Below are 23523 nucleotides of genomic sequence, written 5' to 3'. Positions count from 1 at the left end.
TCGTTCTATGATTATTTCATCAACTGATCAAAGGTGACTGAGATATAGTAGATGCCGCCAATGGTTGGTCCACCATAATTCATGACATAGCGTTGATTACCAATGTTAGAGGCACCAAGTTTAACAATTGACTTCATTTCCTTTACACGGTAGCTAATTTGTGCGTCAACTGTTGCAAATGCAGGCACTAAGCCTTGTGCAAAAGATGATTCCCATAAGAATTCATCTTGCCAACGATAAGCTACATTGAAGCCAAGTTTTTCAGTAAGTTTTCTATTACCAAAACTTAAATTGAATTTGTTCTCTGGTGTATTAAACTCTGCAAGGAATCCATCAGCTGCAAGTTGAGCAGCATCATCAAGTTTGTTCCAGTTGTAGTTACCTCCTAATTTATATCCCTTTGGCAAGCTATAATCCAGGCCTATCGCAAAACCTCTTGCTGTTAATTTTCTATCAACATTGGTAGGAATTGAGAAAGTGTTTTCACGACCAATAGTGGTTATTGGAGTAAGTAAAGTTTGAGCATTTCTGATGTTTTGCTCTGTACGAGGATCGAAGTTGTATGTTACGTAAGCAGGATTATTTGGATCTGTAATCATGTTTGAGATATCAATAACACCTGAGGCTTTACGTACAAATTGTGCTGCGATGAAATCATTGTAAGTGTTTTGATAGTAGACAACATCCAACAACAAATTCTTTCCTAATAAACTCTTATATCCAAGCTCTAAAGACTGAACTTGTTCTGGTCTTACAGGGTCTATTGTACTGATGGGGCGTAGCAATGCAAGATTTGCCGGAGCACCAATTGCAGTAGGATTAGCATTGTTAGCCGCAACAGCTGCTGTATAGGCAACTACTGATCTTAAATCATAAGCATATTGCAAAACATTGCGAGCAGCAGCATATTCTGGTAAACCGCCTATCAAGCGAGAACTAACAGCATTCAAATCAATATGCTGGTTTTGTGTGGTAGGCATTCTGAAACCTGTTTGATAAGATGCTCTGAAGTTATTTTCGCTATTGATTGAATAAACTGCAGAAATTCTTGGATTGATCTGGGCATCAAAGTTTTCGTTTTTATCCCAACGAACAGATCCTGTAAGTTTTAACTTATCATTAAGAATTTTCTTTGAGCCTTGCAGATAAGCACCCATCTCTTGAATAGTAATGTCATTACCTGCAGTATCGGCAAAAATGGTTCCGTTAGAGTTTAGGTCGTACAAGCGATAGCTGGCACCAATCATCAACTCCATAAACTTGATTTGGTTTTTGAAGTTGTATTGACCTTCGAAGTGGTACAATTTAGTTTGGTCATTGAATAATGAACCTTCAGGTATGGTTTTGCTTTGAGCAGTTCTTTTGGCTTCCTCGAACTCAGGTGTACCTGGTATTAAACGAGTTCCAAAATCACCGGGTCCATCTGTATCTGTGTAATCTGCATATTGTCTTGCTGCAATGTGCGCAAGTTCTTGCTGAGCTGTTGTGGGTGCTACAGCAGGATTATATTGGCCTGCGCCCGCTAAACCCGCAAGTTGTGTTAGGTAACCAATTGAATAGTCTCTGAACCAATTAGAGTTCGATTTCCATTGATCATTAATCTTAATACCAGTTAAGTCAGCGATATATGAATCACCAGAATCTTCTATTGTAGTGTAACCTCTTACAAAGAAGTTAGATCCTTTTAATTCTAATTTATGTTGCTGGATGTTAAAGTCTTTCAATGAGTAGCGTTGTGCACCAGTATACACTGAAGTACCGGCTCCATAGTTTAATAAATAGACTAACTCAACATTATCATTAATCCTGTAATTAAGTCCGATGTTGGCCTTAAGGTTTTTAGCATTGTAGTCAACTAAATATTGTTCTTCATAAGGTGTTCTTGATACAACCTGATCAGGCAGCCATTGAACAAATGGATTTAGTGGTGTACTGGCAAGAGCCGGTGCCAGAGATAGTTTTACAAGTCCTAAACTATTAGCCACCTCATCTCCGTATGCATGTACTCTGTCGGCACCTGGGTTGAAGCTAAGATTTCCTTGTGTCTGAGTGTTTTTGTCCTTTAAGTTTGTGCCATACCAGTCAGTAGCCTGACTGTAAGATAGTGCAACTTTAAATGCGAATTTGTTATTGAAAGCTTTAGCATAACGCAATGCACCTTCAAACATTGGCTGTGCAGAAGTTGGGCCAATAGGACCACTTGCACCTGCATTATCAAGAGTAGAAGCACCATCAATATGGTTCATGCTATACTTAGCAAGCGCACTAAGACCTTGATACTCAAATGGGCTTTTGCTATTTACCAGTAGAATACCGTTAAAAGCATTTGGGCCATACAAAGCTGATGAAGCTCCTGGTAAAAATTCAACGCTCTCTACATCAAGTTCAGAGGGGCCATTCAAGTTACCAATGGGGAAGTTTAAGGCAGGAGCCTGGGTGTCCATACCATCTGTTAACTGTACAAAACGCGTATTACCTGTTGAGTTAAAACCGCGTGCGTTTATAATTTGAAAGTTGATACTACTTTGCGTCATATCAAGGCCTTTCATATTCACCAACCCTTTGTAGTAGTTTTCTGAGGGTGTGGATTGTACGGAAAGGATATCCATTTTTTCGATGGAGACTGGTGACAGCATGATGCTTTCCTCAGCGCGAGAAGCAGAAATTACCACCTCTTGACCAAGTAAAGTCTGTTCCTCCAGAGAGATATTTATTCCAGATGCTTTAGTGGCATCAGTAATCTCTAACTCCTGGCTTCTGTATCCAATAAATGAAAAGCTCAGGGTAAAGGGAGGTTGATCATTCACTTTAAAGCTGAACTTGCCATCTGCACTTGTGATGGTGCCGACAACCCGGCCCTTCACAACGATATTAACACCTGCTAAATTTTCGCCAGTGCCACCATCCTTTACAACACCAGAAACGGTGGTCTGGGCATAACTGATCGTTGCAGCCATTAAAAGCAGGGCTAATGGCATCAGCAAACGTTTGTAGAAATTTGTCATACGGTCATTTAAGGTTTGTTGAAATAAAAAATCGCAAAAGGCACCATAATCCGAAGAAAAGGCAACACTTATTAATTTGAAAAGTACGAAAATTTGGCAAAAAACAAGAAATCGATTGCGGAAATATTCGTCTTGCCGAATAAATTTAAGTTTTAACCTTTTTTGGCTTCTTCTTCCAAATGCTTCACAAGGCGCTCGCAGAGTGCGTTCATTTCGGTACTCATAACCTCATCGCCCGTAGCGCCTAATACACTTTGCGCCAATCCGCCAATGCAGTCAACATAGAAACGCTTCATTTCATTTACGGGCATATCCTTGCTCCATAGATCTATACGCAAGGTGTTCTTTTGCTTGTGGTCCCATAGGGCAACACTAATGGATTTTGTCTCGCTAAGGCCTGCTTCGGGTTTATCTGTGGCATCCCACATGATTTTTTCAGGCACATTATTGTTATCGAGCTCTATAGCGAAGGATATCTGTGTTTTTCTCATAGTAGTTGTTAGTTGATGGTTGTTAGTTGTTAGTTGATGGTTGTTCGTTAGAATAGATGGGTGACATATTGGATAAGTGTCCCGACCAACCAATAACCAACAACCATGTTGAACCACATTTCCGCAAAGAAAATCAATTTTATCCGGCTCACAATCGGGTTTTTTTCTTGTTTCTATTCCAAAAATAGAAATGAAATTCCAACCATGTATTACTGTATTTCTCTGCGAATTAATGTTCGTTCTAGTATATAGTTTTTTACCTTTGCCCTAAGTCCACTCGGGTTTGGGACACGTTTGCTGAACCTAACAATTTATACAATACCGAGCGAAGCTAGCAGACAAAATCAGGCCTCATCCCGACTAGTCGGGACCTCGCCCAAAAAGCAGGTTAACAGAAGAAGATTGCGGCTGTAGGCAGCTCAAAACTTGTCTTTTCTGGGGTTCAGAAACACCTCACCAAACTGAGTGGATTTTTTTATTACCTCTGATAATCAAAAGGTTAGATTCGAAATTAAGCCTACAACACTAAACTGCCCACTAATAGTTATGAAAAAATTAGTCGTACTAACCGGTGCAGGTATTAGTGCTGAAAGTGGTATTCCTACTTTTCGTGCCAACGATGGTTTATGGGAGAATCATCGGATTGAAGATGTAGCCACCCCGGAAGCCTGGCAACGAAATCAGGCTTTAGTGCTGGAGTTCTACAATCAGCGCAGGAAAAAAGCGCTTGATGTCAAGCCAAATCGAGGCCATGAGATTCTGGCTGAGTTAGAAATGCATTTCGAGGTTACCGTTGTTACGCAAAATGTTGATAATCTGCACGAAAGAGCAGGGTCGAAGAATGTCATACATCTACATGGTTCATTGTTCGAATCCAGAAGTTCTGTGGATGAGACCCTAGTCTACCCAATTAATAGCAGTGAATTAAATATTGGTGAAATATGCAGTAAAGGTTCTCAGCTTCGACCTAACATTGTTTGGTTTGGTGAGGCAGTACCCATGATGGATGAAGCGATACGGCATGCAGCCGGTGCAGATATATTTATGGTAGTAGGTACCTCACTACAAGTGTATCCTGCGGCTGGCTTAGTCAGGTATGTTCCCTATGAAGCAAGTAAGTTTATAGTTGATCCTAAGTTGCCTGACTTGCCTGCTATTCCTTATCTGCAAAGTTTTGAAGAGACCGCAAGCACAGGCTTGGCCAAGGTGAAAGAAATCTTACTTACAAACTGATTTGATGTTTTCTTAAGGATTGTTCATCACTTCCTTACAACTATTTAATACCTAATCTTGTCTAATAACCGAATGAGATTAAACCCATATTAATAATGAAAAGATTTTGCCTTGTAATCGGGTTAATTGGTTTTTTACTTTCAGGCTGTTTTAATGCTCAACAAAATAATGAAAGCCCTTGTATGGTAAAATGGCAGTTGATTGAAATGGCCGGCAACATGTCTGATGTTCCACCACAAAAAGGTGAAGACATGAGCTGGCAAGAGTATTACACATTACAACCTGATTCAACTTTCACAAAAGTAAGGAAGACAGACAAAAAAATGGTGGCCTCAGGACGATATGCATTTGTTAAAATTGAAGATGAACAGTATGTAGAATTCACCTACGATTCCCCGAATGAGATTATTGGTTCTTGTTATGCCGAAGCAAAGGAAACATTACGTTTAGTTAATGGTAAAATGTTTGGAACCTGGCAGGCATGCGATGGCCCTGGGCTTACTTACGAACGCGTAACTGTTAACTGTGAAGAGTAATTGTATTTAAATAGGGTCGGTTAATTTTTTTATAATGCTTAGCAAGTATTGCGCCTCTGTTCTACCTTGCTTTGGCATATGTGGACTAGCTATATCAAGCAATTTGAAACTTACCTGAAGCTGGAACGATCTCTTTCCTCAAATTCTATTGAAGCCTACAGTCGCGATGTCGAAAAACTGGCACAGTTTACTGAAATGACTTATCCGAACACTTCGGCATTGAAGTTAAGCTATCCTCAATTGCAAGCTTTCATCCAATACATTTCCGAATTAGGTATGAGTGCGTACAGTCAGGCGCGTATTCTTTCTGGTATAAAAGCCTTTTATAAATTCCTGATTGCAGAAGAATTAATCAACGATGACCCCACTGCTTTGTTGGAGGGTCCTAAACTTGGTCGCAAGCTGCCAGACACACTTAGCGTAGAAGAAATTGATAAATTGTTCGCGGCCATTGATCTGTCCACACCCGAAGGCCAGCGCAACCGTGCCATATTAGAAGTATTGTACAGTTGTGGATTGCGTGTTTCAGAATGTGTGGAGTTGAAGATCAATAATTTATACATGGAAGAAAAAGGTGTTGGCTTCGTGCGTGTAATCGGTAAAGGCAATAAAGAAAGACTGGTGCCAATTGGCCAGGATGCTACTAAATATTTAAATATTTACATACAACAAATAAGACCATCAATACCTGTGCAAAAAGGTTTTGAAGGACACGTATTCCTCAATAGACGGGGCAAGAAACTTAGTCGTGTTATGATCTTTACAATTATTAAAAATCTGGTTGCAGCCATTGGTCTAAAGAAGACAATCAGTCCGCACACGTTCAGGCATTCATTTGCAACCCATCTGATTGAAGGAGGTGCCGATTTGCGCGCTGTGCAGGAAATGCTGGGGCATGAATCAATCACCACAACAGAAATCTACACGCATTTGGACAGAGATTATTTACGCAGTGTGGTTCAGCAGTTTCATCCTAGGAGCTAATTCTCAATTATCAATTGACAATTGACAATTAAGGAATCATCATTCTTATATTTGTGCAATGTATAAGCAGTTCATCCGCCCCATTCTCTTCCTTTTCGATCCTGAGAACGTTCATCATTTTACATTTCGTCTACTCACCTTAAAAGGAAAAGTGCCTGGTTTTAAAGCAATTGTTTCCAGCTTATTTAACTATGAGAATACAAAACTGGAGCGCACGGTCTTTGGTATTACGTTTAAAAATCCTGTTGGACTAGCAGCAGGTTTTGATAAGGACGCCAAATTGATTGATGAACTGGCCGCTTTTGGTTTTGGTTTTATAGAGATTGGTACGCTTACGCCTAAAGCACAACCCGGTAATGATAAGCCGCGCTTGTTTCGTTTGCCTAAAGATCAGGCCATTATTAATCGCATGGGTTTTAATAATGGAGGTGTTGCTGAAGCTGTAGAACGTTTGAAGAAACGATCTTCTAAAATTATTGTCGGAGGTAATATTGGTAAGAATAAAATAACACCTAATGAGAATGCATTAGATGATTATGCTTATTGTTTTGAACAACTTTATGCACATGTCGATTATTTTGTAATCAATGTGAGTTCTCCGAATACTCCTGGTTTACGAGAGTTGCAAGAAAAGGAACCTTTACGAAAGCTATTATCTTATGTAAAGGGTTTGAGCCTCGCAAAGTCCACACCCAAGCCAGTATTGCTTAAAATCGCTCCGGATCTTACAGAAAGTCAGTTGAATGATGTAATTGAGATTTTGAAGGAAACTAATACAGATGGCATCATAGCAACTAATACCACTATATCCAGAGAAGGATTGAGCACTTCTGCTGCCGAAGTGGAGGCGATGGGAGCAGGTGGTTTAAGTGGTAAGCCGCTGACACAACGGTCGACTGAAGTAATTGCTTATTTAAGAAAAAATTTTGGACCCACTTATCCAATTATTGCTGTTGGTGGTATTATGACACCACAAGATGCCATTGATAAATTGAAAGCAGGCGCAGATCTGATTCAAGTGTACACAGGTTTTATTTATGAGGGGCCAAGCTTTGTAAAACGAATCAATAAAGAGTTGATTAAGATTCTTTGAAAAGAAAATAGAATCGCTGCTTTCTGTTGTTAATTATTTTCCTGTCTCCCGCTTTTCATCATAGCAGCAATAAGGAAGTTGGTCTTCTCTGTAATTATCTAATTCAATGTCATTTAGTTAAGCTCTCTTAGTCATCCACTCCTTTGGAGAGGACTGGAGGTGAGGCAATAAAAAAGGCTTAACTAAACGGCATTGGTTACCTAATTCCTCAGCGTCATTCTCTATCTATCATCAATCTGTTGGTGATATACTTTCGTATGAAAGTTGTTAAGTCGATCGATCATTCTCATAAAGATCAAGCGTTCTTCAGTGTTCATGTCAGCCATAACATCAGCTGATCCTTCAGGATCTGAGAAAAGTTGAAACAACTTCTGTTTACCCAAATCGGTTGCCAGTAATAGTTTTTCCCGCTTATCTTCCGGATTCTCCTGCTCACCTACCAAACCCTGTTGAATCAATCTTTTAATGATATCGATACCCGTAGGTATGTCAGTCATGTTGGTTCTGCATAAAGTCTTCTTGCTGATATTGTTTTTCCAACTAAGTGTGGCTAAAAACAAAAACTCCTCAAGGCTTTTAAAGCCATGCTTTTGCAAAGTAGGCTTAAAGTAGAAGCGTATCGCTTTAAACAAACGTATTACAATGTGTATAGCCAAACCCTGACTGGTAGGAATGGCAGGATAATCGCCCTGCAACTGCGCCTCTTGTAACAAAGGGTCATAGAAAGGTGTTGTGTTTTTTGTGGGTATTGATTCAGGTTTTTCTTTAAGTAAAATCCATTTAGCAAAGTCATCAACAGTTGTTCCTGCCTTTGCTTTCACAAATGCTTCCCATTGTTCTACTAACGGTAATATGGAAGGTTGATGACTCATTTCAATATCTAAAGGTATCAAATAAAATGATAACATTTTAAATTTTCATAAATATTTATTTTTAAATATCTGTAAATCAGTATTTTAAATTTTATTGAAATGTTTTCATTTTAAAATTATAATCCGTTTAATATGTTTGCATCCTATTTAATTTCAAATACATGAAAAACATACTAGGCATAGCAGTAAGTTTTCTGCTTCTCTTAAGCTTAACCGATATAGCATCGGCACAAAGCGGAACAATTTCAGGTAAGATCAAGGATGCTAACACGCAGGAGGCACTAATTGGTGTTTCCGTTGTTATTGAAGGCAGCAACCCGATTATTGGCACCTCTTCAGATATTGAAGGCAACTATAAGCTAACAGCACCAACGGGTAGCTATACGCTAAAAGCTACTTTTGTGGGTTATCGCGAGGTGAAAAAGTATAATGTCGTACTCACCTCTGGTAACATTGCCATTATCAACTTTGAGCTACAGGAAGAATTAACCACACTAAACGAAATAGTGGTGAAGGCTGGCAAGACCGCAGCCGTGGCAACATTGGAAACACCCTTGTCTATCCAAAAACTCTCAACAGAAGAAATCAAGAGTAATCCGGGCGGTAATTTTGATATATCGCGGGTAATACAATCGCTACCCGGTGTTGGTGGAGGAACGGGTGGTACGGTGCGTAACGATATTATTATACGTGGTGGAGCGCCAAATGAAAATGTTTTTTACCTCGATGGTATTGAGGTACCCATTATCAATCACTTTACTACGCAGGGTAGTTCCGGTGGGCCACAAGGTATTCTCAATGTCTCCTTTATTGAAGATGTTACTTTAAGCACAAGTGCTTTCAATGCGCGCTACGATAATCCGTTATCATCTGTATTTCAGTTTAAACAACGCGATGGTAATTCAGAAAGAATTCAAGGTAACATTCGTTTAAGTGGAACAGAGTTGGCTACTACATTTGATGGTCCGATCTCATCTAAAACCACTTTTCTAGCTTCAGCACGCAGGTCTTATTTACAGGCCTTTTTTAAACTGATCGATTTACCGATTCGTCCCAGCTATTGGGATTTTCAATATAAGGTTACCCATAAGTTTAATGCTAAAACATCACTAACAGCTATTGGCATCGGTGCCATTGATGAATTCAGTTTTGCTGTTCCAAAAGAAAGTACACCCGAAAAAGAATACACGCTGCGATCTAATCCTTTTATCAACCAGAATAGCTATACCCTAGGTTTTGCCTTAAAGCATTTACTCAACAATGGTTATTTGAATGTTTCGGTTAGTAGAAATTATTTAGACAACAGACTTGATAAGTTTGAAGATGGCAACAATGGAGATGAATCCTTGCGTACCCTCAAAACGCGTTCCGATGAAATTGAAAATAAATTACGAATAGACGTTAACAAATCTATTGGTGCGTGGAAGTATGCTTACGGGGCAATGTTTCAATATGTTCAATTTAAGAATGATGTTTTTAGCGTTTTACAAAAAGAATTAAGAGATGAAAGTGACAATTTGATTCAACCACAAATTCTGCTTGATTTCAATACTGAATTAGATTTTTTGAAATATGGTGCCTTTTTCCAAACTACCCGTTCATTTTTTAATAATCGCTTTAGCGTATCGGGTGGTGTGCGTACCGATATGAACAGCTTCACCGATGATGGTAACAATCCATTAGAAACATTATCGCCAAGGGTTTCTTTATCCTACGCTATCAACAACCAGTGGAATGTAAATGCTTCGGTTGGTAGTTATTACAAAATACCAATTTATACCGTACTAGGTTACCAAAATACGCAGGGTGATTACATAAATCGCAGCAACAAATACATACAGTCAGACCATTATGTAGGTGGTGTAGAATTTTTACCGAACGAGAGTTTACGATTTACATTGGAAGGCTTTTACAAATCATACAGCAATTATCCTGTTTCAATCAGCCGTGGTATTTCATTGGCTAATGAAGGGGCGAGCTTTGGTGCTATTGGTAATGAAGCGGTAACAAGCACTGGAGAGGGAAGAAGCTTGGGCATTGAACTTTTCGCACAGAAGAAGCTTACTAAAAGTTTGTTCTATGTGTTGGCCTACACTTATTACAAAAGCGAATTTGCTGGAACTAATGGTGTATTTGTTCCTTCGTCATGGGATAACCAACATCTTGTTTCAGCACTGCTAGGTAAAAAGTTAAAGAAGGGCTGGGAATTGGGACTCAAATTTCGTTACGCAGGTGGGGCACCATACACACCTTTTGATCTGGAAGCTTCGCGAGCTAATTACCTAAGCCAGGGGGTAGGTGTACGTGATTTGGCATTACTCAACACGCAACGACTTAATGCTTTTAACCAAGTAGACTTACGGGTAGATAAAAAATGGAATTATAAACAGTTCACTTTCGATTTGTACCTGGATGTACAGAATGCATTCCGTAGTGCTACCCCGCAGGCTGCAGAATATACTTTTGAACGAAATACGGATGGCAGCTATACTACTACTGATGGTTTACGGGTAAAACAGGATGGCTCAAATGCAATTCCATTATTGTTGGATGACGATTCGCCCTTCTTTGTACCAACCATTGGCTTTATTATTGAGTTTTAAAATTAGCGATTTAGCTAACCCTGCCCTTGCTTAAAATCCGTCCGGCTGTTGCTTTTTATAAAGAAGACAGTCGGACTGTTAATACTTAGGTATAAGTTTAGGCCTGTTCAATGCAGGTTGAGTTATGAAAAGGTTAGGCGTACTAAAATGGTTTGCATTAAACACCTTGTCGGGGTTTAGAAAGATTCTTAATTGATTTTTAAAGTCAAAAGTGAAAATTTTAAGAAAATCCTGTGGTTTAGATGTTGTGGAGGGCGGTTATGGCATTTTTGCTTTAGCAATAATCACTTAATTCAAGTACCTTGCAGTTCCTTTCTTTATTTGAGGGAATTATCTCCCGACTCCCATCTCATCTGCAAGGAAAACATTAAAAATAAAGTGGAACATCAAAATTAAGTATGGCAAGATCACAAGAGACCTTTAGCAAAAAAGAAGCAGAGAAGAAAAAACTTCAAAAAAGAAAAGAAAAAGAACAACGTAAAGAGGATCGTAAAGCCAATGCAAAAGATGGCAACAACCTCGATGAAATGTTGGCCTATGTGGATGAGAATGGTAACATTACATCTACTCCCCCAGATCCTACCAAGAAAAAAACAATTATTCGTGAAGAGGACATTGTGTTGGGAGCACGTAATAATGTAGAACTTGATCCGGCTGATGCCATTCGCAAAGGAAAGGTTACTTTCTTTAACGACTCTAAAGGTTACGGTTTCATTAAAGACTTACAAAGTCAGGAAAGCATTTTTGTGCACATCAACGCACTTACTGGACCAATCAAAGAAAACGACAAAGTTACTTTTGAAGTAGAGCGTGGACTTAAAGGCTTAAACGCAGTACGCGTAAAGGTTACGCCTTAATTTGTAAATACGCGATGTTCGCGTATCCACTAGATGTACGCGTATCCACGCGATGTTCGCGTATCCACACGATGCTCATGTTACCACCCGATGCTCGCGTCTGGTAGACACAAAAGCATTGTGTGTCTACCTAGAATTGGTAAACAATGGCATTAATATTCATACCCGCACCTACAGAGGCGAAAATGACTATATCGCCTTCATTTATTTTTTGATCAGGCATTTTATCATTGAGAATTAGATCAAGCATGGTAGGAATGGTTGCGACTGAACTATTACCTAACCAACCGATGGTCATTGGCATAATACCCTTTGGTACTTCATTTATGTCAAAGAGTTTATACAATCGAAGTACAATGGCTTCATCCATTTTTTCGTTTGCCTGATGAATCAGGATTTTTTTAACATCCTTCAATGCTACACCAGCTTTATCGAGTGCAACTTTTATGGCCATTGGTACATGGCTTATGGCAAACTCGTATACACGCCTGCCATTCATTTTAATGTATAATTCTTTCTTCGAGTTGTCTGCGTAAGATTCGCCAAGCGTAAGTAAGTACGCATGTTGAGAGGCATACGTCTGTGTCTTGTGCGATAGCAGGCCTTTGCTTTTGTTTGGCCGTGCTTCAATAATAACAGCACCAGCGCCATCGCTATAGATCATCGAGTCACGATCATGCGGATCAAGCATACGCGATAAAGTGTCGGCACCAATTATCAGGCAGCGCTTTGCATCACCTGAACGTATATAATAGTTGGCTTGAATAAAAATCTCTACCCAACCCGGACAACCAAAGGGTACATCATAAGCAACGCAATCCGGATTTTCTATGTGCAGCTTTGCTTTAATTCTAGAGGCAAGTGAAGGGAGTATATCAGTTTGATTACTGTTATATCGTACGTCACCAAAATTATGTGCAACAATAATATAATCGATACTTTCTTTATCAATTTGTGCATTGGTAATAGCTGCCTGTGCTGCAAGCGTTCCAAGATCTGATGCATTTTGATCTGGTTTAGCATAGCGCCTTGCTTTAATACCAGTAATCTCTGAAAATTTATCAATGATACTTTGATTACTTTTTGAAGAAGGTTCTCCGGCCTTCTCGTAAAAGGTATGTTGTAAAAAATCAGCGTTTGATATTTCGATTTCAGGTATAAAGGAACCAGTACCTATAATAACAGATGTGTACATTAAACAGGGTAAAATTTTAAAAAGTAATTACGTCCTGCAATAAAAAAATCTGCAACAGTTAAGCATCAGTATCTTATATGCAGTGGTGCAAAGATAGATTCTTTGAAAAGAGTAACAGCCGTTAGGTGATAATTATCATGTTTAATTTAAGCCTAACGAACGATAGTGATATGTGATTGAGTAACCTTTATTCATCTATGTTATTACTTCACTTTACACACCTTACATTTTATTCTTCTAATTACTAATTGGTTATTGTTTTTAAAATTGTTGAGATGTGTTACTCAAAATCACGAAAAGGGATTTACAACCGCTGTAGCGCTATAAGTAGACGTTTAATCAAATTAAATTTTGATTTTCTCATTCTTTAAAATTTCGTTGCTTTGCTGCCAAATGAATAATTTCACTATGGACGTAAGAGACAGCAACAGCACAGTGCTACAAGACAGTAATTCAGTAACTGTTATAAAGGATTTAGAAGTAAGCGGTTTTTCTGGTGTGATCAAACGTGATACCATGGTGTTAAGAAAAGCGTTTTCTAATAAAGCCTGATTCGACCATGTATTCAGAAATAGCTTCTTCACCTGCACAAAAGCGATTCAGACTTATAGCTAACATTGAGGGATGGTCTTATATCATCCTTTTATTTATAGCCATGCCACTTAAGTACCTTGCAGATTTGCCAATGGCTGTTCGCATTGTAGGTATGTTACATGGTGTTCTTTTCGTTGGCTTTTGTATCAGCTTAACCGAAATGGTTATTCACTTTAGATGGGGACTACTTAAAATAATTCTTGTTTTCCTCTCAAGCCTTTTACCCTTTGGTACTTTTTATATGGATCGTCAGTTGTTCCGTAAATCAAAAAAGTAGAATTATTACAGTTATGATTAGTATGCGCTAATCATTGATGAACGCGAATTGAATTTTGAGTACCGGTTATTAAAGTATTCAGAACTTTTGTATTCGGGTACCTTTAACTCACCATTAGTTTTGCTACTGCATCATGTTCAACCTTTTTCATCACGCTTGTATAACGGTCAACAATAATTGTATCACTAAACTCCAACTCCATTTTTCTACGACCGCATTCACCCATTAATTGTAGTGAAACATCAGAGAACTCCATCATTTGCAGCATTTTATCCGCCAGATCTTCAGGATTGTGTGATTCGCAGAGTAAACCATTAAATCCGCCTACTACAACCTGATTACAACCAGGAACATTAGTGGTAACTATTGGCTTACTCATAGCAGCAGCTTCCATTAACGAGCGCGGTGACCCTTCACGATAAGAAGGCAATACAACACAATCAGCAGCACTTAGATATGGACGTACATCACTCGTTTTACCCAAGTAATCAATAAGTCCCTGCGATATCCAATTATCAATATCAACCAATGGAATTCCTCTTTTATGTTCAGGATCTTTACCACCAAGTAATTGGAACTTTGCATTTACGCCCTTGGCTTTTAATATTTTAATAGCTTCAATATATTCAATGATGCCTTTATCGAAAAGTATTCTTGACACCACAAGAAAAGTAAATGTGTTGTTGCGTTTAAATGGCTGCGGTTCAAATTGATTAAGATCTATACCAGACCCAGGAAGTAATTCTGTTTTGTCATCTCTTATTATTGCCTTGTCTAGAAAAAGCTGAAGGTCATCCGGGTTTTGGAAAAACACTTTTTTAGGGAAACGAAAGGAAATCTTGTATAAGAACTTTGCAATTTTAGACACTAGTCCTTCTTTCAAAAAAACAGTTCCTAACCCACAGACATTGTTAATTGCTGGTATTCCTGCCAATGCAGCGGCCATTGAACCATACACGTTAGGTTTGATTGTATAATGAAGAATTACATCTGGTTTTACTTTTTTGTAAAGCATGGTCAACTCCAGCATCAGGGCAAAATCTTTTAAAGGACTGGCACCTCTGCTATCCATGTAGACATTGTGATGGTTACATCCCACCGCTGTCAAAAGTTTTGTGTAATCATCCTCTGGGGCAATAGTGTGCACCTCATGGCCTTGCTCCAAAAGCGCTTTTACAAAATTCATTCGAAAATTGTAGATATTCCATGACGTATTAATAACAATAGCAACTCTCACACTTCAATGTTTTTCCTACTTACGCATAAATCAGTCCTGAGCGATTTAAAGGTCATTTTCGGCATTTCATCGATTTTTTTTCCTATCCAGAAAGGAAATATTCCCAAAAGTGGAATCATTTTCATGCTGAGTGATAGCTGCATTGTTTAGCTTTGAGCTATGGATTTGCAATATTTTTTCCATCGTTCTAAAAAGCTGAGTGATGAGAACAAAAAATTTCTTACTGGCCTGAAGAAGAAAGACATCCGAAAAGTAGATATAGCTTTTCACGAACTACATGAAGCTGTATTTGAGGAAACCGACTGTCTGGCATGTGCTAATTGCTGTAAAACGACCAGCCCTATTTTTTACCCGGTAGATATAGAACGCGCAGCCAAATACCTCCGCATTAAGCCGGGAGATTTTGTTGAGCAATACTTGAGAATAGATGCAGATAAAGATTACGTACTTCAATCCTCACCCTGTACCTTTTTAGGTGAGGATAATCATTGCACCATTTATGAGAGTAGACCCAAGGCATGTCGTGAATATCCGCATACAGATCGCAAAAAAATGGTGCAAATAATGGAGCTAACACACAAGAATACCCTTGTGTGTCCGGCTGTATTTGAAATAGTAGAGAGACTTAAGAAAGTTGGTGTTTAAAAACCACCTAGGGAAAGACCTATTGTTAGGGTGTTGATGTCCTTACCTTGAATACCTTCACCTTCCTTGAAATTGGTTGAAAGGTTATAATATCCGAATAGGTTTACGTTACCAACTCCGATACGAGCATAAACGCCATAGCGAAAATCATTCAAGTTCCATCTTTGTTTGCTCTTGAATTGTTTGGTTTCGCCATTCTCCTCGTATTTCACCTTAGTAAATGAGCTAATGCGAAAGCCAGGTCTGAATCCAATAGAAGTTTTAAAAGTTCTGGCTTGGTCATCAGGATTTGCGCTGAATCGTAACTCCAGGGGTGCATCGATGTAGTTAGCGATAAACTGGGATTTCAATACAGGTATACCTAACCTTTGCATTTGCAACTCTTCATTTGCATCATACTCCAACACAAGTGCATCCTTAAACTTATAGCGCTCCATACTAAAGCCTAAGCCTGGATGAAAAGAAAACTTACCTTTTAAAATTGGAATTTTAATGTCATGCTGGTAATATAGATTCAGACTTCTTGAACCCCAAAGACCTATATTAAAGGTGTCGGATGCGTTTAAAGCTCTGTTAACGCCTATCTCAACTAAGAAAGTGCCTGGGATATTGGGACGTCCTTTGGAAGTTTTTGCATTATTTTGAGCAAATGCGGCCAAAGTAAGTAAGGCAAAAAGGCCTGAAAGCAATGATTTCTTCATGATTTACCGATCGAATGTTCTAAACAAGATTCAAAAATAGTTTTTTTATGGGGCAACCCAAATAACGATGTTGCGAGAGATAAATTATTCTTTATTTTTGCAACCCGATTCAGTTAAACAACTGTTTGGAACCCGCACTCGTAGCTCAATTGAATAGAGCATCTGACTACGGATCAGAAGGTTCGGGGTTTGAATCCCTGCGAGTGCACTAACGAAGCCCCTTACTTATGTGAGGGGTTTTTTGTTTAATAAATCTGTTGTAATAATTGGGTGGGATGACGAGGGGCTGTGCGGCATGGTCGTGCGTACGAGTAATCCCTGCGAGTGCACTTGATAATGAGCCAGTTACATTAATTTGTAATGGGCTTTTTTATTTAGGATACATAAAAGAATTTTTTCGCTGTTCCAGATGTTCCGAAGGGCATCTGGAACTTTTCATGAACCGGATTTAAAATCCGGTTATTTGTAGTTCGAGATACGCTGCGCTAAACTGTACAACAGCTATAACAACCGGTCTGACCGCTGTATACAATAACAAGAAGCGGTCTGACCGATCGCTGTTGTTGAACCAAAATCAATTTTTAAAATCGCTGAAAACATCTCGAACAGCGCTTTGGGTTTTCACCGACCACGTTGAAATGGCAAGCTTACTCTATCCCTGTATAATTATAAGGAGTAATCGCTTTCAACTTTTTCTTTAACTCTTCCTTAACCGCTAAGCCATCAATAAAAGTGCTGATAGAAGCTTGAGTGATTTTTTCATTCTTGCGTGTCAAATCCTTTAACGCTTCATAAGGATTCGGATATCCTTCTTTACGCAATACAGTTTGTATAGCCTCTGCTACCACCGCCCAGTTGTCTTCTAAATCTGCATCGATAGCCGCTTTATTTAATTCCAGTTTATCAATACCGCGTTGCAGCGATTTAATAGAGAGATAAGTGTGTGCCAATGGTACTCCTATGTTACGCAATACAGTTGAATCTGTTAAGTCGCGTTGCAGGCGTGAGATTGGAAGCTTGGCAGACAGGTGTTCAAAAATGGCATTAGCAAAACCTAAATTGCCTTCAGCATTTTCAAAATCGATAGGATTTACTTTATGTGGCATGGCAGAGCTACCAATTTCACCTGCCTTTATTTTCTGTTTGAAATAATTCATGGCTACATATTGCCACACATCGCGACTGAAATCTATCAACACGGTGTTAATGCGTTTCAAATTATCGAAGATGGCTGCCAGATTATCATAATGTTCTATCTGTGTTGTAGGATGACTTCTGACCAATCCTAGTCTGTGGCTTACAAATTCATTACTGAATTTTTTCCAGTCTACTTCTGGATAGGCAATATGGTGTGCATTGAAATTACCTGTAGCACCACCAAACTTCGCTGAATGTGGAACAGTTTTCAGTAACTCTAATTGCTTATTGATTCTCGCTACGAATACACTAATTTCTTTTCCTAAACGAGTAGGAGAGGCAGGTTGTCCATGTGTACGTGCCAGCATAGCAACATCTTTCCACTCCAGGCTTTTAGCAGATAGTTTTTCAACAAAAGCATTTATGGCAGGTAATAATTCTTTATCCATAAACTCCTTCAGCGAAAGCGGAATAGAAGTATTGTTAATGTCTTGCGAAGTAAGACCAAAATGTATGAACTCTTTAAAATCGGCAAGCCCTAGTTCATCAAACTTTTGCTTAATAAAATACTCTACCGCTTTAACATCGTGGTTAGTTGTGGCTTCAATTTGTTTGATGGCCAAAGCATCAGCTTCAGAAAAATTTTTGTGGATCAGTCGAAGTTTTTCAAGGTCACGGGCCGGAAAGCTCTCCAATTCGTGTAGCACGCCTGTTAAGCTGATAAAGTATTCTATTTCTACCAATACCCGGTAGCGGATTAGACCAAATTCTGAAAAGTAAGGGGCAAGAGCCTGGGTATTGTTAAAATAGCGGCCGTCTATAGGCGAAATGGCTGTAAGCTGATTGAGTTGCACGTTTTATACGTTAAGGGACAAAAGTAATAAAAATCGTTTAGTACAGGTTATAAAAGGCTATGTTCGGTAGGGTGCTGAATGCCACTTTTTATAGCTTTGCGGCCTATGAAATTGAAACTCTTGACGGCACTTTTTTTGATCTCATTTACTGTTTATGCCCAGAAAAATGCTGCAGGTATCGAGTTTTTAGTAAAAAAGGCCAAAGAAACCATCAAAATAGACGGGGAACTGACCGAAGAGAGCTGGCAATCATCGCAAAAGGGTAAGGACTTTTGGGTGGCCAGACCCATAGACTCTATCGCACCGACAAACCCTACTTTTTTTTACATAACCTTCGATGATGATTTTTTATATGTGGGCTTTGAATGTATGTCTGAAGCGCGAGAACCTATTGTAGAATCGCTCAGAAGAGATTTTGACTATGGTCCAAATGATAACGTAGGTATTTATCTGAACACTTACAACGACTTTACTAACGGTTTCTATTTTAACATAACTCCTTATGGTGTGCAGCGCGAGGGCACAGTGGCCAATGCGGGTATAAGCGATGGAGATTATTCATCTTTTTGGGATAACAAATGGTACTCTGCTGTAAAGCGTTATGAAGATAAGTGGGTAGCTGAAATTGCAATACCTTTTAAATCAATTCGATATAATATCGATGAGTGGAATTTTAATGTGCTGCGTAATGATGTAGCACGCAACCAGGTGTCAAGCTGGATTGCAACGCCAGTACAATATATGCCTGCCTCTTTTCAAAATACCGGACGCATTATTTGGGAGCAGCCCTTACCTAAACCAGGTATGAACGTATCTCTTATACCTTACCTTACTACAGAGGCGAATAAAGCAGCAACTGAACCTTCTGACTATGGATTAAATTTTGGTTTTGATGCTAAAATTGGCGTCACGCCTTCGCTCAACTTAGACCTCACCGTTAACCCTGATTTCTCTAATGTAGAAGTTGACAGACAAGTAATTAACCTTACACGTTTTGAAGTTAATTTCCCCGAACGTAGACAATTCTTTTTAGAGAACACTGATTTATTTTCTACGCCTGGTTTTGGAGAGACCAGACCTTTTTTCTCAAGACGTATAGGCCTTGCACAAGACACGCTTGGTAATTTAGCCAAGGTGCCGATTGTATATGGTGCACGCCTGAGCGGTAAGCTTGGTCCTGGTTGGCGCATTGGTGTAATGAATTTACAAACCAGAGAAGAGAAAAAATTGGGCTTGCCTGATCAAAATTATACTGTTGCTGTTGTACAACGCCAGATTTTTAAAAGATCTAATTTCGATTTGGTTTTTATCAATAAACAATCACTTGGTTTAGATAAGTACGATTCAAACCGATATTATAATACCTCAGTACTTCGTAACAAGGTTGAGAATGGTGACACAACCTTAACATTTAATAAATACAATAGAGTAATTGGTGGTGACTTTAATTTATTTACCAAAACTAATCGATGGAATAGTGACGTATACTTTTTTAAATCACTCGATAATTTTACTGAAAGCGATAACTATGCCTTCGGTGCATTTGTAGGGTATTTTAGTCGCAACCTCACAGTATATGCTGGCCATGAAAATCTCGGTAAAAATTATAACGCGGAATCAGGTTATGTGCCACTTATGCAGGTGTACCCTGGTTATGCTAATGGTTTTTTTAGGGTAGAAAATCCTATTTATCCTAAGTCAACGCGTATTATAAATTTTCGTCCCAGCTATGGTTACAATTTTACCATGACACCCGATGGTAAAGTAACTGATCAAACTTTCTCTGCAGATTTTGGAATGTCATTTTCTAATACTTCGGGTTTAGGCATATCCTATTCTCGTATTTTTCAGGTATTACCCGGATCTTTTAATCCCCTTTTTCCAAAACAAGAAATTGCTTTTCAGTCAGGTGAAGAATATACCTGGTACGAGTTAGCTTTTGGCTTTAATTCAGATACACGTAAACTCTTTAACTGGGATGCCGGTGTATTATATGGCACATATTACAGCGGTGAGCGCGTAAATGTGAATGCTGCACTGCGTTACAGGGTGCAGCCATTTGGTAGTATTGCCCTTTCGGCAGACTATAACGATATAAAACTGGGTCAGCCATACGGAAGCGCAGTTTTTGTGCTTCTAAGCCCAAGACTTGACTTTACTTTCACAGATAAATTATTCCTTACTACTTTTGTACAATACAACAGTAGATTTGACAATATCAATCTGAACGCAAGATTTCAATGGCGTTTTAAACCAGCCTCCGATTTCTTTGTTGTATATACTGAGAATTATTTTCCAGAAGGCCTGCTGAGTAAAAACAGGGCATTGGTTTTAAAACTCACCTATTGGTTTAATCTTTAAAATTTTTCATTTTCTAATTCATACAAAATGGCCTTTAGTTTTTTCAAAAAATCCGAATCAAAGAAAGAAGAGCAACACAGTGGTCCACATTATTATGACCTGAAAGTGAAGCGTGTGGTGAAAGAGACAAAAGATGCCATCTCCATTTGGTTTGAACAACCCAGGGATAAAAAAATAGCATATAAGTCGGGCCAATTTTTAACATTAATTATTCCCATAGCAGGTAAAGAAGTAAGACGTGCCTATTCGTTATGCTCCTCACCCTTTACCGATGATGATTTGGCTGTAGCTGTAAAGCGTGTAGACAATGGGTTGATGAGTAACTGGCTACCCGATAATCTTAAAGAGGGGCAAAGCGTTAAGATCATGGAACCCATGGGGCAATTTACTACTGACTATGCCTCAGATAAAAAACGCCATGTTGTTATGTTTGCTGGTGGTTCAGGCATTACCCCAATGTTATCTATAATTAAAAGTTTGCTTACACAAGAACCTGAAAGCATTGTATCATTAATTTATTGTAACAGAGATATTGATAGCATTATTTTTAAAGATGAGCTGAGCAAGTGGGAAACGAAGTACGAAGGACGCTTACATGTAATACATGTACTGGATAACGCCCCTATGAATTGGCAGGGTTACTCTGGTTTATTAAACCATGACATGCTTAAAAAATTATTTGAGCGCATACCTAATTGGGGCATGGATAAGACTACCTACCTGATGTGTGGCCCGGAAGGGATGATGAAGAATGTTGATTCATTATTAGAGCAGCATAAAATTGCCAAGGATAAAATATTTAAAGAGAGTTTTGTACAAGGCACCATCGATAAAGACACGAAGAATGAGGCTATAGCAACTACGGCCAGTGAAGCAAAAACAAGAGAGGTAGTAATTCGCTATGATGGCATGGAGCACAAAATAACAGTGAAGCCATCGGATACAATTTTGGCGAGCGCCTTAGATCAGGGTGTAGATTTACCTTATTCTTGTCAGAGTGGTTTGTGCACTGCCTGCCGAGGTAAAGCGCTTAGTGGTCAGGTTAAATTAGATGAAGAAGAAGGCCTGTCACAATCAGAAAGAGCTGAAGGTTATGTGTTGACTTGCGTTGGCCACCCTATGTCAGATGATGTTGTGATTGAGATTGGTTAGTAGATTGACCTACTGATTTGACTAAGTAAACTTTTGGTGGCTTGGAGGTTATCATTGACGTGTAATGCCAAGCGGCATTAGGCGTTGGTGGTGGGTCTTAAGACATTCCCAGTGGTTTGATTGTAGTTTTTGTTGGGAAAACTTACTAACTTCCCTTCATCAACCAAACCGTCATCTATGGAAAGCACAGAAATTTACCAATCCTGGGATAAATTTATTATTCTTGGCGCCTATGTCAGTTTTGCCATCGCCATTCTTATTCTTTTATATCACGAATTACGACTCCTGCTGCTAAAGGATTTGAAGGAAAAATACGATTATGTAAACCTTCATGAGATACAGTATTTCTGGTATGCTGTAATTGCCTTAATAGTGGGTGTTGCTTTATATACCAATGCCATGGTCGCCAATGTATTCGATGTGCAGGGCATTACCGGAGTCGCAGTACGTGTATTTTATACCATTGGTTTTGCTGCATTGGCCTATGTTTCTCTATCAAGTTTGGTGCGCATTCTTTATCCGCGCGTTGTTGAAAGACGTTTACAAAGAATCAGAAATAAACCCCGTGTTTCTCCTGCTGGCAATGCTATGCGTAAGCTTACAGAAGCAGAAGAAGATGTGCACTTAGACCAGGATCAGATTGATCAGGAGTCGAGTGAAATACATTCTGTTGATTATGATGTGTGGATTGACGAGAAAAGTGGCTACAAGAAAATTGAAAAGTATATGGCATACCAACACGCTGAAGAATGTTCAGAGTGTGGTTTCTTTACATTGAAAATTGTAAACGAAGAAATTGAGGTTAAGCCAACACCAAACGAAACCGGTTTATTGTTAAAGCACTATCGCTGCACTTATTGCCGCCACCGCGAGGCTAAAGAAGTGATTATTGCTAAGCTTTCTACTAACGTGAAATAAGTTTTGTACTTAAACTTATCAGGAGCAGGTTATTCAAAATGAATGACCTGCTTTTTTTATGCGAACCTTATTTTTCAATTATGAGTTATACCAATTATAAAGTTAACTTCGATCTCAATTTCTATGCAGCCACTTCTTATCAGTGATTCATTACTAGTAAAATTAAAATCAATTGGAAGCATGCGCAGGATGGCAGCCGATGCCGTACTCATGAATGAAGATGATTATATTCAAGCTATTCCAATAGTATTGAATGGCTCTATAAAAGTAATGCGTACAGATGATGATGGGAAAGAAATACTACTCTATTACATAAAACCTGGCGAAAGTTGTGTTATGTCTTTTTTGGGCGCAACCTGCAACGAGCGCAGTAAGATCAAAGCTATTGTTGATGAACCTGCTGAAATCTTGATGTTGCCTATTAGCAAAGCTGTGGAATTAATTCGCAGTGCTCCGGAGTGGATTGAATTCATTTTTCAGCTATATAACAGACGTTTCGAAGAATTGCTAGATGTAATCAATGCCATCGCTTTTCAAAAGGTAGATGAAAGACTATGGGAATTGCTAAGGAAAAAATCCGAAATGAATAAAAGCAAGGAATTAGCAGTAACTCACCAGCAAGTTGCAGATGAATTAGGTACAGCACGGGAAGTTGTCTCCCGTTTGCTCAAACAATTGGAGAAGAGTAAAAAGATCACACTTTCAAGAAATAAAATCACAATCCTTTAGCTATGTGACTTAAGTTACGGTAAGCCGCAAGTGAGTACGGTAGTTTTGC

Annotated in this window: 20 protein-coding genes and 1 tRNA gene; 14 read left to right on the top strand and 7 right to left on the bottom strand. The window is 38.9% G+C overall.

Features of this window, described 5'->3' with window-relative positions:
• Positions 1 to 11: 11 nt before the first annotated feature.
• Both SanaruYs_RS09050 and gldC read right to left on the bottom strand, forming a co-directional pair.
• The gene (locus SanaruYs_RS09050; RefSeq protein WP_127122232.1) at positions 12 to 3005 is read right to left on the bottom strand and encodes a TonB-dependent receptor; all 2994 of its coding nucleotides are present in this window, start codon (positions 3003 to 3005) and stop codon (positions 12 to 14) included.
• Between the two features lie 152 nt (positions 3006 to 3157).
• Entirely contained in the window at positions 3158 to 3496 is a 339-nt protein-coding gene (gldC, locus tag SanaruYs_RS09045; RefSeq protein WP_127122231.1) for a gliding motility protein GldC, read from the bottom strand.
• Positions 3497 to 4042: 546 nt separating this feature from the next.
• Between gldC and SanaruYs_RS09040 the strand changes: the two genes are divergently transcribed.
• The 4 genes from SanaruYs_RS09040 to SanaruYs_RS09025 all read left to right on the top strand — a co-directional run bounded on the left by SanaruYs_RS09040 (position 4043) and on the right by SanaruYs_RS09025 (position 7342).
• On the top strand, positions 4043 to 4729 hold the full coding sequence (locus SanaruYs_RS09040; RefSeq protein ID WP_127122230.1) for an SIR2 family NAD-dependent protein deacylase: 687 nt from the start codon (positions 4043 to 4045) through the stop codon (positions 4727 to 4729).
• Positions 4730 to 4824: 95 nt separating this feature from the next.
• A complete protein-coding gene (locus SanaruYs_RS09035; RefSeq protein ID WP_127122229.1) occupies positions 4825 to 5265 on the top strand; it encodes a hypothetical protein in 441 nt (146 codons plus the stop codon).
• Between the two features lie 78 nt (positions 5266 to 5343).
• Positions 5344 to 6249 carry a site-specific tyrosine recombinase XerD gene (gene xerD / locus SanaruYs_RS09030; protein ID WP_127122228.1) on the top strand — a complete coding sequence of 302 codons (906 nt, stop codon included), beginning with the start codon at positions 5344 to 5346 and terminating at the stop codon, positions 6247 to 6249.
• A 58-nt stretch (positions 6250 to 6307) separates the two neighbouring features.
• Positions 6308 to 7342 carry a quinone-dependent dihydroorotate dehydrogenase gene (locus SanaruYs_RS09025; RefSeq protein WP_127122227.1) on the top strand — a complete coding sequence of 345 codons (1035 nt, stop codon included), beginning with the start codon at positions 6308 to 6310 and terminating at the stop codon, positions 7340 to 7342.
• 221 nt (positions 7343 to 7563) lie between these two features.
• Here SanaruYs_RS09025 and SanaruYs_RS09020 read toward each other — a convergent pair whose 3' ends face one another.
• A complete protein-coding gene (locus tag SanaruYs_RS09020) occupies positions 7564 to 8250 on the bottom strand; it encodes a MarR family winged helix-turn-helix transcriptional regulator (protein ID WP_127122226.1) in 687 nt (228 codons plus the stop codon).
• Between the two features lie 125 nt (positions 8251 to 8375).
• Between SanaruYs_RS09020 and SanaruYs_RS09015 the strand changes: the two genes are divergently transcribed.
• Both SanaruYs_RS09015 and SanaruYs_RS20330 read left to right on the top strand, forming a co-directional pair.
• Positions 8376 to 10817 (top strand): TonB-dependent receptor, encoded by a 2442-nt coding sequence (locus tag SanaruYs_RS09015; RefSeq protein WP_127122225.1) that lies wholly within the window; start codon positions 8376 to 8378, stop codon positions 10815 to 10817.
• A 398-nt stretch (positions 10818 to 11215) separates the two neighbouring features.
• The gene (locus SanaruYs_RS20330; RefSeq protein WP_127122224.1) at positions 11216 to 11674 is read left to right on the top strand and encodes a cold-shock protein; all 459 of its coding nucleotides are present in this window, start codon (positions 11216 to 11218) and stop codon (positions 11672 to 11674) included.
• Between the two features lie 130 nt (positions 11675 to 11804).
• On the opposite strand, the gene SanaruYs_RS09005 is transcribed toward SanaruYs_RS20330, so the two are convergent.
• Positions 11805 to 12869, bottom strand: coding sequence for a 3-oxoacyl-ACP synthase III family protein (locus SanaruYs_RS09005; protein ID WP_127122223.1), 1065 nt, complete (start codon positions 12867 to 12869; stop codon positions 11805 to 11807).
• 393 nt (positions 12870 to 13262) lie between these two features.
• Between SanaruYs_RS09005 and SanaruYs_RS20405 the strand changes: the two genes are divergently transcribed.
• Complete coding sequence (locus SanaruYs_RS20405) at positions 13263 to 13421, top strand: PhnA domain-containing protein (protein ID WP_218022406.1); 159 nt, start codon at positions 13263 to 13265, stop codon at positions 13419 to 13421.
• Between the two features lie 7 nt (positions 13422 to 13428).
• On the top strand, positions 13429 to 13740 hold the full coding sequence (locus SanaruYs_RS08995; RefSeq protein WP_127122222.1) for a DUF3817 domain-containing protein: 312 nt from the start codon (positions 13429 to 13431) through the stop codon (positions 13738 to 13740).
• Positions 13741 to 13843: 103 nt separating this feature from the next.
• Here the strand turns inward: SanaruYs_RS08995 and SanaruYs_RS08990 are convergent, their stop codons facing one another.
• Positions 13844 to 14977: a glycosyltransferase family 4 protein gene (locus SanaruYs_RS08990; protein WP_127122221.1), complete on the bottom strand. Its 1134-nt coding sequence runs from the start codon at positions 14975 to 14977 to the stop codon at positions 13844 to 13846.
• Between the two features lie 159 nt (positions 14978 to 15136).
• On the opposite strand from SanaruYs_RS08990, the gene SanaruYs_RS08985 reads away from it, so the two are divergent.
• On the top strand, positions 15137 to 15622 hold the full coding sequence (locus SanaruYs_RS08985) for a YkgJ family cysteine cluster protein (protein WP_127122220.1): 486 nt from the start codon (positions 15137 to 15139) through the stop codon (positions 15620 to 15622).
• Here the strand turns inward: SanaruYs_RS08985 and SanaruYs_RS08980 are convergent.
• The gene (locus SanaruYs_RS08980; RefSeq protein WP_127122219.1) at positions 15619 to 16323 is read right to left on the bottom strand and encodes an outer membrane beta-barrel protein; all 705 of its coding nucleotides are present in this window, start codon (positions 16321 to 16323) and stop codon (positions 15619 to 15621) included. The two genes, SanaruYs_RS08985 and SanaruYs_RS08980, sit on opposite strands and share 4 nt — an antisense overlap.
• A 134-nt stretch (positions 16324 to 16457) precedes the next feature.
• Here SanaruYs_RS08980 and SanaruYs_RS08975 point away from each other — a divergent pair.
• A tRNA-Arg gene (locus tag SanaruYs_RS08975) sits at positions 16458 to 16531 on the top strand.
• 439 nt (positions 16532 to 16970) lie between these two features.
• Here the strand turns inward: SanaruYs_RS08975 and purB are convergent.
• The gene (gene purB, locus SanaruYs_RS08970) at positions 16971 to 18314 is read right to left on the bottom strand and encodes an adenylosuccinate lyase (protein ID WP_127122218.1); all 1344 of its coding nucleotides are present in this window, start codon (positions 18312 to 18314) and stop codon (positions 16971 to 16973) included.
• A gap of 105 nt (positions 18315 to 18419) precedes the next feature.
• On the opposite strand from purB, the gene SanaruYs_RS08965 reads away from it, so the two are divergent.
• The 4 genes from SanaruYs_RS08965 (at position 18420) to SanaruYs_RS08950 (ending at position 23474) form a co-directional block, all read left to right on the top strand.
• The gene (locus SanaruYs_RS08965; protein ID WP_127122217.1) at positions 18420 to 20675 is read left to right on the top strand and encodes a DUF5916 domain-containing protein; all 2256 of its coding nucleotides are present in this window, start codon (positions 18420 to 18422) and stop codon (positions 20673 to 20675) included.
• 27 nt (positions 20676 to 20702) lie between these two features.
• The gene (locus SanaruYs_RS08960) at positions 20703 to 21827 is read left to right on the top strand and encodes a 2Fe-2S iron-sulfur cluster-binding protein (protein ID WP_127122216.1); all 1125 of its coding nucleotides are present in this window, start codon (positions 20703 to 20705) and stop codon (positions 21825 to 21827) included.
• A gap of 177 nt (positions 21828 to 22004) precedes the next feature.
• Entirely contained in the window at positions 22005 to 22745 is a 741-nt protein-coding gene (locus tag SanaruYs_RS08955; protein ID WP_127122215.1) for a hypothetical protein, read from the top strand.
• A gap of 123 nt (positions 22746 to 22868) precedes the next feature.
• Positions 22869 to 23474, top strand: a complete 606-nt coding sequence (locus SanaruYs_RS08950) for a Crp/Fnr family transcriptional regulator (protein ID WP_127122214.1) — start codon at positions 22869 to 22871, stop codon at positions 23472 to 23474.
• Positions 23475 to 23523 lie beyond the last annotated feature (49 nt).

The sequence above is a fragment of the Chryseotalea sanaruensis genome (assembly GCF_003990915.1).
Taxonomy (GTDB): Bacteria; Bacteroidota; Bacteroidia; order Cytophagales; family Cyclobacteriaceae; genus Chryseotalea; species Chryseotalea sanaruensis.
This window is presented reverse-complemented; position numbering and strand designations above follow the sequence as displayed.

Bases quoted from the DNA above. Each gene is read 5' to 3' on its own strand.
- SanaruYs_RS08965 (WP_127122217.1), top strand. From the start codon at position 18,420: ATGAAATTGAAACTCTTGACGGCACTTTTTTTGATCTCATTTACTGTT.
- SanaruYs_RS09050 (WP_127122232.1), bottom strand. From the start codon at position 3,005: ATGACAAATTTCTACAAACGTTTGCTGATGCCATTAGCCCTGCTTTTA.
- SanaruYs_RS09035 (WP_127122229.1), top strand. From the start codon at position 4,825: ATGAAAAGATTTTGCCTTGTAATCGGGTTAATTGGTTTTTTACTTTCA.
- gldC (WP_127122231.1), bottom strand. From the start codon at position 3,496: ATGAGAAAAACACAGATATCCTTCGCTATAGAGCTCGATAACAATAAT.
- SanaruYs_RS08985 (WP_127122220.1), top strand. From the start codon at position 15,137: ATGGATTTGCAATATTTTTTCCATCGTTCTAAAAAGCTGAGTGATGAG.
- SanaruYs_RS09025 (WP_127122227.1), top strand. From the start codon at position 6,308: ATGTATAAGCAGTTCATCCGCCCCATTCTCTTCCTTTTCGATCCTGAG.
- SanaruYs_RS09015 (WP_127122225.1), top strand. From the start codon at position 8,376: ATGAAAAACATACTAGGCATAGCAGTAAGTTTTCTGCTTCTCTTAAGC.
- SanaruYs_RS09020 (WP_127122226.1), bottom strand. From the start codon at position 8,250: ATGTTATCATTTTATTTGATACCTTTAGATATTGAAATGAGTCATCAA.
- SanaruYs_RS09005 (WP_127122223.1), bottom strand. From the start codon at position 12,869: ATGTACACATCTGTTATTATAGGTACTGGTTCCTTTATACCTGAAATC.
- SanaruYs_RS08955 (WP_127122215.1), top strand. From the start codon at position 22,005: ATGGAAAGCACAGAAATTTACCAATCCTGGGATAAATTTATTATTCTT.
- SanaruYs_RS09040 (WP_127122230.1), top strand. From the start codon at position 4,043: ATGAAAAAATTAGTCGTACTAACCGGTGCAGGTATTAGTGCTGAAAGT.
- xerD (WP_127122228.1), top strand. From the start codon at position 5,344: ATGTGGACTAGCTATATCAAGCAATTTGAAACTTACCTGAAGCTGGAA.
- SanaruYs_RS20405 (WP_218022406.1), top strand. From the start codon at position 13,263: ATGAATAATTTCACTATGGACGTAAGAGACAGCAACAGCACAGTGCTA.
- SanaruYs_RS08950 (WP_127122214.1), top strand. From the start codon at position 22,869: ATGCAGCCACTTCTTATCAGTGATTCATTACTAGTAAAATTAAAATCA.
- SanaruYs_RS08960 (WP_127122216.1), top strand. From the start codon at position 20,703: ATGGCCTTTAGTTTTTTCAAAAAATCCGAATCAAAGAAAGAAGAGCAA.
- SanaruYs_RS20330 (WP_127122224.1), top strand. From the start codon at position 11,216: ATGGCAAGATCACAAGAGACCTTTAGCAAAAAAGAAGCAGAGAAGAAA.
- SanaruYs_RS08980 (WP_127122219.1), bottom strand. From the start codon at position 16,323: ATGAAGAAATCATTGCTTTCAGGCCTTTTTGCCTTACTTACTTTGGCC.
- SanaruYs_RS08995 (WP_127122222.1), top strand. From the start codon at position 13,429: ATGTATTCAGAAATAGCTTCTTCACCTGCACAAAAGCGATTCAGACTT.